12 protein-coding genes are annotated in these 9,811 nt (G+C 64.9%); 9 read left to right on the top strand and 3 right to left on the bottom strand.

The window, feature by feature from the left end:
- Positions 1-423: metal-dependent hydrolase (locus LG30_RS0109150; RefSeq protein WP_033130397.1), on the bottom strand; the 423-nt coding region annotated here is incomplete at its 3' end.
- Between the two features lie 280 nt (positions 424-703).
- Here LG30_RS0109150 and LG30_RS0109145 point away from each other — a divergent pair.
- The 3 genes from LG30_RS0109145 to LG30_RS0109135 all read left to right on the top strand — a co-directional run bounded on the left by LG30_RS0109145 (position 704) and on the right by LG30_RS0109135 (position 2,638).
- Positions 704-997 carry a helix-turn-helix domain-containing protein gene (locus tag LG30_RS0109145; protein WP_033130409.1) on the top strand — a complete coding sequence of 98 codons (294 nt, stop codon included), beginning with the start codon at positions 704-706 and terminating at the stop codon, positions 995-997.
- Positions 981-2,297 carry a HipA domain-containing protein gene (locus LG30_RS0109140; RefSeq protein WP_081966113.1) on the top strand — a complete coding sequence of 439 codons (1,317 nt, stop codon included), beginning with the start codon at positions 981-983 and terminating at the stop codon, positions 2,295-2,297. The genes LG30_RS0109145 and LG30_RS0109140 overlap by 17 nt, the downstream gene beginning before the upstream one ends.
- A gap of 98 nt (positions 2,298-2,395) precedes the next feature.
- Positions 2,396-2,638: a DUF3297 family protein gene (locus LG30_RS0109135; protein WP_033130396.1), complete on the top strand. Its 243-nt coding sequence runs from the start codon at positions 2,396-2,398 to the stop codon at positions 2,636-2,638.
- A gap of 222 nt (positions 2,639-2,860) precedes the next feature.
- Here the strand turns inward: LG30_RS0109135 and LG30_RS0109130 are convergent, their stop codons facing one another.
- Together LG30_RS0109130 and LG30_RS0109125 are read right to left on the bottom strand one after the other, a co-directional pair.
- Positions 2,861-3,295 (bottom strand): DMT family transporter, encoded by a 435-nt coding sequence (locus LG30_RS0109130; RefSeq protein WP_033130395.1) that lies wholly within the window; start codon positions 3,293-3,295, stop codon positions 2,861-2,863.
- A 10-nt stretch (positions 3,296-3,305) separates the two neighbouring features.
- Positions 3,306-3,794, bottom strand: coding sequence for a DMT family transporter (locus LG30_RS0109125; RefSeq protein WP_081966111.1), 489 nt, complete (start codon positions 3,792-3,794; stop codon positions 3,306-3,308).
- Between the two features lie 100 nt (positions 3,795-3,894).
- Between LG30_RS0109125 and LG30_RS0109120 the strand changes: the two genes are divergently transcribed.
- From LG30_RS0109120 to tauD, 6 genes are all read left to right on the top strand, one after another.
- A complete protein-coding gene (locus LG30_RS0109120) occupies positions 3,895-4,788 on the top strand; it encodes a LysR family transcriptional regulator (RefSeq protein ID WP_033130394.1) in 894 nt (297 codons plus the stop codon).
- 146 nt (positions 4,789-4,934) lie between these two features.
- Complete coding sequence (locus tag LG30_RS0109115; protein ID WP_033130393.1) at positions 4,935-6,038, top strand: YdcF family protein; 1,104 nt, start codon at positions 4,935-4,937, stop codon at positions 6,036-6,038.
- 333 nt (positions 6,039-6,371) lie between these two features.
- The gene (gene tauA, locus LG30_RS0109110) at positions 6,372-7,346 is read left to right on the top strand and encodes a taurine ABC transporter substrate-binding protein (protein WP_033130392.1); all 975 of its coding nucleotides are present in this window, start codon (positions 6,372-6,374) and stop codon (positions 7,344-7,346) included.
- A gap of 16 nt (positions 7,347-7,362) precedes the next feature.
- Positions 7,363-8,130 (top strand): taurine ABC transporter ATP-binding subunit, encoded by a 768-nt coding sequence (gene tauB, locus LG30_RS0109105; RefSeq protein WP_033130391.1) that lies wholly within the window; start codon positions 7,363-7,365, stop codon positions 8,128-8,130.
- Positions 8,127-8,954: a taurine ABC transporter permease TauC gene (gene tauC, locus LG30_RS0109100; RefSeq protein WP_033130390.1), complete on the top strand. Its 828-nt coding sequence runs from the start codon at positions 8,127-8,129 to the stop codon at positions 8,952-8,954. The genes tauB and tauC overlap by 4 nt, the downstream gene beginning before the upstream one ends.
- A complete protein-coding gene (tauD, locus tag LG30_RS0109095) occupies positions 8,951-9,802 on the top strand; it encodes a taurine dioxygenase (protein WP_033130389.1) in 852 nt (283 codons plus the stop codon). The genes tauC and tauD overlap by 4 nt, the downstream gene beginning before the upstream one ends.
- Positions 9,803-9,811: the final 9 nt, after the last annotated feature.

The raw sequence follows: 9,811 nt of genomic DNA, 5'->3' as shown, positions 1-9,811 counted from the left end.
GAATATGGGAGGATGACCGAAGGGGGCGACCCGGATCACTTGCCAGGAGGCAAAGAAACGCTCGTCCAGCCACGGCCAGAGCCAGCCAACCCCTTTGCCGCCGGTGGTGTGGGAATCGAGCAAGCTGTGGGAGAGCAGAGAGACCAGCAGAAACGACCAGACGGTGGCAGCGCTGGCCCTAAATTGGCGGTGAAACAGCATGGCCAGAGTGGGCAGGGCAAAGGCAAACAGCAGTGAGTGGGTAAAGCCGCGGTGGCCAAAGACATGGCCGTAGGCGACCCCCAGCTTGAAGGCGAGCACATCGGCATCGGGCAGCATGGCGATGGCAACCCCTGCCAGCAGCAGACGCGGCGGAATAATCCGGCTACCAAGCCCGAGCCCAAGGCAGAGGGGCACGGCGGCGTGGGTGACTATGGTGGACATAGGGTGAAGCTCCAAATGAAAACTGTTTCCTACCCTACCCCCACTCGGTGAAGTAAACGTGAAGTGCACTGCGGCTCTGCAAGCGAGCCCCTCCCTGCCCCTCGGCCATCCCCCAGACCATCCCTCACCAACTTTTCCGCCTTAAAAAGTGAACCTCTCTACACTTTTATCTCGCAACCAGCACCAGGACCATAAAAAGTGCATCATCGTACACTTTTGATTGCTGTTTGCTCTTACCATGAGTTAAGGTGTAACAACCTACACTTTTTTCGTGATCATGATGGCAGACGCATCGTTGCAAACCGGCCCAAAAGAACTGGATCCCGCCTCGCTGGGGCTGGCGATCCGCGAGAGACGCAAGGCAGCCAAGATGACCCAGGAGGTGACGGCCTCACTGTGCGGCATCTCCAAGAAGACCCTGATCAAGATTGAAAAAGGGGGGGATGTCTACCTCTCGACCCTGTTGCAGGTGATGAAGGCGCTGGGGCTGAGGTTGCAACTGGTGCAAGAAACGGGCTCACAGGTAGCGAGCGGCAACAGCCAACCAGAGGTCGGTGATGATGAGTGGTTCTGAGCACCATCGGCTGGAACTTCGGCTGGGTAACCAGCTGATCGGCCATCTCGAATATGACTCCAGCCGGGATGCGTTTCAGCTCGGCTATACACCTGCGTGGCAGGCGCGCGGATTCCCGCTCTCTCCCCCGCTGGCGCTGGATGGCTCGGCCAGCAGCGCCCAAGTCCGGGCATATCTGGGCAATTTGCTACCAGAAAATCACGGGCTGGAGCACCTGATTGAGGCGCTCTCCGTTTCGCGCAGCAATCTCTTTGCCCTGATCCACGGCATCGGTCGCGATGTCTCCGGGGCGGTCACCTTTACCCTGCCCGCAGAGCCCGACGTCCCCACCCATTTTCGCCCCATCACCCCGGAAGAGCTGTTGCTGCGCCTCGATCAGCCCGAGATCTGGCCGCTGGAAGTCTGGGATGGTCGCCCCCGCCTCTCGGTTGCTGGCGTGCAGGCCAAGCTCAACCTGCTGCGACTCGAGGGGACGCTGGGATTTGGCGAGGGCGAGCTCTGTTCCACCCACCTCCTCAAGTTCGAGCATCACCCTCATCTGGTGATCAATGAGTTTGTGACCATGCGGCTGGCCGCACTGCTGGGCATGCAGGTGGCACAGGTCGAACTGCACAGGGTAGGTCAAGGCGATAAGTCCCACCGAAGCTTGCTGGTAGAACGCTTCGATCGGCGCCTTGACGAGGGTGGCTTGAGGGTGCGCCGTCGTCACATGATCGATGCCTGTCAGGGGCTGGGGTTTCCCGTCGCCCGAAAATATGAACGCAACTTCGGTGACGGGCGGGACGTGGCCCATATTCGGGAAGGGGTGAGCCTGCCACGGCTGTTCAGTCTCAGCGCCCTCTGTGTCAATCCGGCGCAGGCCAGACTGGACATGCTGCAATGGCTGCTCTTCAACCTCTGCGTCAACAATCATGATGCCCACGGCAAGAACTACAGCTTCTTCGTCTCGCGGGCAGGGCTGACGCCCACCCCCTGGTACGATCTGGTCAATGTGGGGCTTTACCCCGAGTTCAACCAGCATCTGGCCATGGCCATCGGCAACGAGTTTGCTCCCGAGGCGGTCAACGCATGGCAGTTGCTGGAGATGGCCGAAGCATGTGATTTGCCCAAACGCCTGTTGCAGCAAACCCTGCACAAGATAGCCAGCGACATACTGCATCATCTTGATACCGCCATCGCCCTGGTTGAGACAGACCATACCGCCGAGCTGGCTTATCTGGCAGGCTACCGAGACGACGTTAAGCGCCGTTGCCACCATTTTCAGGAGCAGGCGACGCTGTTGCCCGAGCTGCAACTGTAGCCAGACCTTGTCCACCCGCATGGGACGCAACCCAGCCTTGAGCCCGTGGCGGGCATTGCCTACAATGACCCACTTTTTATCACACTCAGGTCTATAAAATGAGCGACAACAAACCTGCACTGCCCGACCGTCTGGCGGCCAACCCGCGCAGCCCGCACCATGTGGCAGCCTGCTTCGAGCACGAGATCGGCATTCGCCTCAACGGCAAGGAGCGCACCAATGTCGAGGAGTACTGCATCAGCGAAGGCTGGGTGAAGATCCCCTCCCCCAAGGCAAAGGATCGCTACGGCAACCCCATGCTGATCACCGTCAAGGGCACCGTCGAGGCCTTCTACGCCTAAGTCGCCCAGACTGCGACGCCCCGACCCTGTTATTCCAGAACACCGGCCTAGCGCCGGTGTTCTGCGTTTTGGGGCTGGCCCTGGCCCACAGGCGGCCTCTCTTTCTTTCCCTTCATTTCTCTTCCTTTCGCCTTTTCCCTTCCGCCAGGGCGTGATCTGGTTGGTCCTTGCCAAGGCAAGGGCGGCGCGTAGGCCTCCCAGATGTCGCCACGCCAGCTCCCCTCATGTTGAAGGGCGCGGCTTGCCGGCCAGCCAGCGTTGCAGCGCGGCGCCCGCCAGCACCAGCAGAATGCCGAGCAGATCGCTCGCCGCCAGCCGTCCGGCCAGGGCATCGAGCAGTGCTCCCCCCGCCAGCTGGCCCGCGACGATCAGCAGGGCACAGGCCAGGGCACCGACCCGACCGATGGCCCAGCTGCTGATGGCGACGAACAGCGCCCCCAGCACGCCGCCGAGCAGCAGCCAGGGATCGAGCCCGGCGAGCCGCTCCCAGGGCGCCCCCTTGAGGATGAGCAGGGCGCCGAGCAGCCCAAAGCCGAGCAGGTGGTTGGCAAGGGAGGCCGTCATGGCGCCCCGGGCGCTGGCGAGGCGGCCATTGAGGGTGCGCGACAGGCTCACCGCCACGCCGTTGAGCAGTCCCAGCAGGATCAATATGGTCATGGTGTATCTCCTAATGCAGCACGATGCAGAGGGCGCCGGCCAGCACCAGCAGAGCGGCGAGCGCGTCCTTCCCCGAGGGTCGGCGGCGGGCCAGCCCGAACCAGCCTCTGGCGTCGCACAGGGCGCCAAACAGCAGCTGGCCGAGCAGCAGCAGGGCCAGGGTGCCCGCCATGCCGAGGGGGGAGTTGAGACAGAGGGCCGCCAGCACCACGGTGAGCGCCCCCGGCAGGCCGCCGAGCCAGGCCCAGGGCGGGGCGGCCTCCGGCGTCGGAGATCGGGGGGCGAGACACCACAGGAGCGCGGCCATCAGGCTGCCGACCCCGTGGGCCAGCCAGCTCCCGAGCCAGGGGTCGGTGGCGCGGGCCAGGGCGCCGTTCTGGGCGATCATCAGCGCCAGCAGCAGGCCGGCGGCGAAGGCGGCCAGAGCACCTATGGTCTGGCCAAGTGTCTGGCCGAAGGCGAGGCGTCCGGGGCGGCGGTCGATAAGAGGGGGGATCATGGGGTCACTCCTTGGTTGAACAGAGGAGCAGGGTAAATTGTTTTCGATATGAGGATAATCTACCCTATTGGAACAACATTGTTTCCAAATTGAGAACAAAATGAACCAGGATGCCTTCGCCCTGCTCCCCGCCTTCGTCGCCGTGGTGGAGGCGGGCACTTTCTCCGGCGCCGCCCGTCAGCTCGGCCTCAGCAAGTCGGTGCTGAGCAAGAAGGTGAGCCAGCTTGAGCAGCAGCTCGGTTGCCAGCTTATCTACCGCACCACCCGCTCCCTCGCCCTGACCGAGGCGGGGGAGCGCTACTTCGAGGCGGTGCGCCATGCGGTGCGCCTGGCAAGCGAAGGGGAAGATGCCATCGGCGCCCTGCAATCGGCGCCCCGCGGCCTGCTGCGGGTGACGGTGCCCATGGTCTATGGTCGGCGCCACATAGCTCCCCTTATCCCCGAATTTCTCGCCCTCTACCCCGAGTTGCAACTGCAGCTGGAGATGAGCGACGCCCGGCAGGATCTGGTGGCCGAGGGGTTCGATGTGGCGGTGCGCATCGGCGAGCTGGAAGATTCGAGCCTGGTCGCCCGCCGCCTTGCCCCCTGTCACAGCACATTGTGCGCCGCCCCCGCCTACCTGGCGCGGGCCGGCACGCCCCGTACCCCGGCGGATCTCGAGCACCACAACTGCCTCTTCTACTCCCTGTTTCGCGGCGGCACCCAGTGGCGGCTGCAAGGCCCCGAGGGGGAGGTGGCCATCACCCCGCGCGGCAATTTCGAGGTCAACAACAGCGATGCCATCCACACGGCGCTGCTGGCGGGGCTCGGCATAGGCAACATGCCGGACTTTATCGTGGAGCGGGATCTCGCCACCGGTCGGCTGGTGCCCCTGCTGCCAGACCACGCCCTGCCCGAGCACGGCATCTGGTGCCTCTATCCGAAGCGCCGCCACCTGCCCGCCAAGGTGGAGGCCTGGCTGGGGTTTCTCCACGAGCGTCTGGGTCTGCGCTAGGGGGTTACCGGGATAACCGAAGCGGTTCACGTTTTTTGCTGCCAAAGGGCGTACAATCACACATAACCAAGTTCATGTTTTTATTGAAAAAGCCCCTAGGGGTAATGCAATGGCATGGCGCCCTCAACCCTCGATGGAACTCCATGATGAAAAGAACCGCGATTGCCCTGACCCTGGCCAGCCTGTTGGCACTGCCGGCGTTTTTCCCCTCCGTCGCCTGGGCCACCCCGGTGCGCTCCCTGCAAAAGGAGCAGAATTACGATCAGTACATCAGCAAGCGCCAGGTGGTGGATCAGCTGCTGGCGGATGCCTTGCACGTCTTCAAGTCGCCGGCCCGGGTCTCGGACGCCGGCTTCACCGCCAAGATGCCGAGCAACATGGAGCGGGTCACCGAGCTGCTGCTGCAGGCCTATCAACTCGAGCCCTACCGCACCGACTTGCTGATCTCGGCAGCTAATGCCCAGATCTACAACGGCAACGTGGACAGAGCCATCGCCCTGTTCGAGCAGGCGCTCACTGCCGCGCCGGACGATCTGGATCTCAACACCTATCTCGCCACCTGGCAGCGCTTCAAGGGCGATCAGGCCAAATCCGATGGCTACGTCAAGCGGGTCGGCGAGCTCAATGCCGGTCGCGCCGCCGACTTGCAGCGCCTCTTCGACACCGTGGACAGGGTTAACGCCACCCCGCTCAAGGAGCAGCAGGGACGGGGCGAGAAGAAGGGCCGCCGCGCCATCGTCACCCTGGGCTATGCCCTCAACCCCGACGGCAGCATGCACGACATCCTGCTGGGCCGGCTCGAGACCACCCGGGCCCTGGCCCAGGCCAACCCGGCGGCCCTCATCATCCTCACCGGCGGCGTGCCCCAGAACCGCCAGACCGAGGGCAAGCTGATGGCGGACTGGCTGGCGAAGAAGGGCATAGACAGATCCCGCATCATCGAGGAGAACTACGCCACCAGCACGGTGGAGAACGCCCTCTACAGCGGCTATGTCCTCGCCCGCCACCAGATTGAGTACGCCACCCTGGTGAGCTCGGCGAGCCACGTGCGCCGGGGCCAGACTCTGCTGGAAATAGCCTGCTGGCAGAGCGGCCCCGCCGGGATCCAGATAGACAGCGTCAGCTACCCGGACAAGCCGCTGTCGACCCTGGCCAAGGCGAGCCCCGAGGAGCTGCTCGGTATCTACCGGGATGCCCTGCGCACCTACGGCCTCTGGAGTTATCGCTCGGCGCCCCTTATCGAGCGCTGATCCAGGGGGTTGCTTCCCACCACCTCCGGAGCCCGCCCACTGGCGGGCTCCGCTTATCTGGCCGCACGACCGACTCACATATCTCCCCCTCTATCCTGTGCACAACCGCCCTTCAGACGGCCCCTTCCTTCCCGCTTCTTTTTTCCCGCAAGCGAGGCCGATTGCCAGTGCGCGAATAACCTCTTCACATCCCGGCATATCTGAATTACCTCATTGATTCACCGTTCTTTTTCTAAGAACCATAACTCATGACAGCTGCCTTCTCGTTCCTTCATTTCCCGGCGCTGTTCGGGGAAAGATGAGGCCTCAATCACCCGAATGAAGGAACGCATCATGAAAGGAAAAGGAACTTCCCTCTGGCTGGCGGCACTCGCCCTGGTCACCCAATCGGCCCTGGCGGTCGAGGTCACGGTCGCCTACCAAACCTCGGCGGAACCCGCCAAGGTGGCCCAGGCCGACAACACCTTCGCCAAGGAGAGCGGTGCCAAGGTGGACTGGCGCAAGTTTGACAGCGGCGCCAGCGTGGTGCGGGCGCTCGCCTCGGGCGACGTACAGATAGGCAACATAGGCTCCAGCCCGCTGGCGGTGGCGGCCAGCCAGAACGTGCCCATCGAGGTGTTCCTGCTCGCCTCCAAGCTCGGCGACTCCGAGGCGCTGGTGGTGAAGCAAGGACTCGCCAACCCCCAGGATCTGGTGGGCAAACGCATCGCCGTGCCCTACACCTCCACCACCCACTACAGCCTGCTGGCGGCCCTCAAGCACTGGGGCGTCGATCCGGCCAAGCTGCAGATAGTGAACCTGCAACCACCGGCCATCATCGCCGCCTGGCAGCGCGGCGACATCGACGGCGCCTATGTCTGGGCCCCGGCCCTCAACCAGCTGACCAAGGAGGGCAAGGTGTTGACCGACTCGGCCCAGGTCGGTGAATGGGGGGCACCGACCCTGGATGTCTGGGTGGTACGCAAGGACTTCGCCAAGGCCCATCCCGAGGTGGTGCAGGCCTTCGTGAGCAGCACCCTGGCGGCCCAGCGTGGCTACCTCGACAACCCGGAGCTCTGGCTGGCCAAGGCGGATAACCTCGGCAAGCTGTCAAAACTGAGCGGCGTCCCCGAGGCCGACGTGCCCGGCCTGGTCAAGGGCAACACCTACCTCGACGCCCGCGCCCAGAGCGCAGAGCTGAGCGGCCTGGTGAACCAGACCATCATCGACACCGCCCGCTTCCTCGAGGCCGAGGGCAAGGTCGCGAACGCCGCCACCGACTACCGCCAGTTCGTGACGGATCGCTTCGTGAAATCCGTGCCCCAATAAGCCAGAGGAGACGATCATGCTGCAGCTCTCTTATGTGTCCGCCGAGTACGCCGGCAAGAAGGTGCTCGACAACATCAGCCTGAGCCTCCCTGAGGGCGAGTTGATGGTGGTGCTCGGCCCCTCCGGCTGCGGCAAGACCACCCTGCTCAACCTGGTCGCCGGCTTCGAGCCCTGCCAGCACGGCCACATCCGTTTGCAGGGCAAGCAGGTGAAGGGGCCGGGCGCCGAGCGCGGCGTGGTGTTCCAGAGTGAGGGGTTACTCCCCTGGCGCAACGTGCGGGACAACGTCGCCCTCGGCCTGCAACTGGCCGGGGTGCCCAAGCGCGATCGGGAGGAACAGGCGCAGGCATTGCTGGCCAGCGTGGGGCTGGAGGGGGCGGGTGATCGCCCCATCTGGCAGCTCTCCGGCGGCCAGCGCCAGCGGGTCGGCATCGCCCGCGCCCTGGCCACCCAACCCCAGCTGTTGCTGCTGGACGAGCCGTTCGGCGCCCTGGACGCCTTCACCCGGGAGCAGATGCAGACCCTGCTGCTGCGATTGTGGCATCAGGGGCGCCGCCAGGTGCTGCTCATCACCCACGACATCGAGGAGGCGGTGTTTCTGGCGACCGACTTGGTACTGCTCTCCCCCTCCCCCGGCCGGATCATGGAGCGGCTGACCCTGGATTTCGGTCGCCGCTTCGCCGCGGGGGAGCCCTGCCGCAGCATCAAATCCGATCCAGCCTTCATCGAGCGCCGTGAATACGTGCTCGGCCGGGTGTTCGAGCAGCGGGAGGCCTTCGCATGAGCATCGCCCTCACTCGTACCGCCAGCCCCCGCAAGCGGGCCCTGCACTGGCCGCTGCCGAGGCGGCTGACCCTGAGTCTCGCCACCCTGGCCGCCCTGCTGGCCCTGTGGTGGCTGGTAGCCCGGCTAGGTTGGGTCGATCCCCTGTTCCTGCCGCCCCCGGCCAAGGTGCTGACCCAGCTCATCACCATCGCAGGGCCGCAAGGCTTTATGGACGCCACCCTGTGGCAACACCTGGGGGCGAGCCTGGGTCGCATCCTCATCGCCCTGGTGGCGGCGGCCTTCTTCGGCATCGCAGCCGGCATCGCCATGGGGCTCAGCCCCACGGTGCGGGGCATGCTGGACCCGCTGATCGAGCTCTACCGGCCGGTGCCGCCGCTGGCCTACCTGCCGCTCATGGTGATCTGGTTTGGCATCGGCGAGACCGCCAAGGTGCTGCTCATCTATCTGGCCATCTTCGCCCCCGTGGCCATGGCGACCCTGGCGGGGGTGCAGAGCGCCAAGCCGGTGCGGCTGCGGGCGGCCCGGGCGCTGGGCGCCTCACCGGCCCAGGTGCTCTGGCACGTGATCCTGCCGGGGGCCCTGCCGGAGATCCTGACCGGGCTGCGCATCGGCCTCGGGGTGGGCTGGTCCACCCTGGTGGCGGCCGAGCTCATCGCCGCCACCCGGGGGGTGGGCTTCATGGTGCAATCTGCCGGCGAGTTTCTCGCCACCGACGTGGTGCTGGCAGGCATTCTGGTGATCGCGGTGATCGCCTTCGTATTGGAATTGGGTTTACGCGCACTGCAGCGCAGGCTGACACCCTGGCATGGAGAAGGACAATGAACGACAAGCTGACCATTACCCCTCTGGGACCCCATATCGGCGCCGAGATCGCCGGCCTCACCCTGGCCGAGCCCCTGACGCAGGATCACTTCGAGCAGCTCCACCGCGCGCTGCTCAAGTACCAGGTACTGTTTCTGCGGGATCAACCCATCAGCCCCAGACAACAGCGGGCACTCGCGAACCGCTTCGGGGACTTGCACATCCACCCCGTCTATCCCCACAGCGAGGAGGCCGAAGAGATCATCGTGCTCGACACCCACGACGACAACCCGCCGGACAACGACAACTGGCACACCGACGTGACCTTCATCGAGACGCCGCCGGCGCTGGCCATCCTGGCCGCCAAGCAGTTGCCGCCGACCGGAGGCGACACCCTCTGGGCCAGCGGCATAGCGGCGCTCGCGGCGCTCTCCCCGCCCCTGCAGAAGCTGCTGGTGGGGCTGGAGGCCGAGCACGACTTCACCAAGTCGTTCCCGGCTCACCGTCACAACGGCAGCGAAGAGGAACGCCAGCGCTGGCAGGCCGCCGTGGCCAACAACCCACCCCTGCGCCACCCGGTGATCCGCACTCACCCGGTGAGCGGCAGGCAGGCGCTGTTCGTCAACCAAGGCTTTACCACCCGTCTGCCGGATCTGCCGGCCCGGGAGAGCGAGGCGCTGCTCGGCTTCCTGTTCGATCACATCACCCGCCCCGAGTTTCAGGTGCGCTGGCGCTGGCAGGAGAACGACATCGCCATCTGGGACAACAGGGTGACCCAGCACTATGCCAACGCCGACTACCTGCCGGCACGACGGGTGATGCACAGGGCCACCATACTCGGGGACAAGCCCTTCTGGCGTGCGGCCTGAGCCTGCCCC

It is taken from the genome of Aeromonas aquatica, from assembly GCF_000764655.1.
Lineage (GTDB): Bacteria > Pseudomonadota > Gammaproteobacteria > Enterobacterales > Aeromonadaceae > Aeromonas > Aeromonas aquatica.
Note: the sequence above shows the minus strand (reverse complement) of the source record. Positions and strands in the feature narration are given on the sequence as shown.

What these genes read in the sequence shown, in the direction of transcription:
- tauB (WP_033130391.1), top strand. Translation starts at nt 7,363, where the DNA reads ATGCTGCAGCTCTCTTATGTGTCCGCCGAGTACGCCGGCAAGAAGGTG.
- LG30_RS0109125 (WP_081966111.1), bottom strand. Translation starts at nt 3,794, where the DNA reads ATGATCCCCCCTCTTATCGACCGCCGCCCCGGACGCCTCGCCTTCGGC.
- tauD (WP_033130389.1), top strand. Translation starts at nt 8,951, where the DNA reads ATGAACGACAAGCTGACCATTACCCCTCTGGGACCCCATATCGGCGCC.
- LG30_RS0109135 (WP_033130396.1), top strand. Translation starts at nt 2,396, where the DNA reads ATGAGCGACAACAAACCTGCACTGCCCGACCGTCTGGCGGCCAACCCG.
- tauA (WP_033130392.1), top strand. Translation starts at nt 6,372, where the DNA reads ATGAAAGGAAAAGGAACTTCCCTCTGGCTGGCGGCACTCGCCCTGGTC.
- LG30_RS0109115 (WP_033130393.1), top strand. Translation starts at nt 4,935, where the DNA reads ATGAAAAGAACCGCGATTGCCCTGACCCTGGCCAGCCTGTTGGCACTG.
- LG30_RS0109140 (WP_081966113.1), top strand. Translation starts at nt 981, where the DNA reads ATGATGAGTGGTTCTGAGCACCATCGGCTGGAACTTCGGCTGGGTAAC.
- LG30_RS0109145 (WP_033130409.1), top strand. Translation starts at nt 704, where the DNA reads ATGGCAGACGCATCGTTGCAAACCGGCCCAAAAGAACTGGATCCCGCC.
- LG30_RS0109130 (WP_033130395.1), bottom strand. Translation starts at nt 3,295, where the DNA reads ATGACCATATTGATCCTGCTGGGACTGCTCAACGGCGTGGCGGTGAGC.
- tauC (WP_033130390.1), top strand. Translation starts at nt 8,127, where the DNA reads ATGAGCATCGCCCTCACTCGTACCGCCAGCCCCCGCAAGCGGGCCCTG.
- LG30_RS0109120 (WP_033130394.1), top strand. Translation starts at nt 3,895, where the DNA reads ATGAACCAGGATGCCTTCGCCCTGCTCCCCGCCTTCGTCGCCGTGGTG.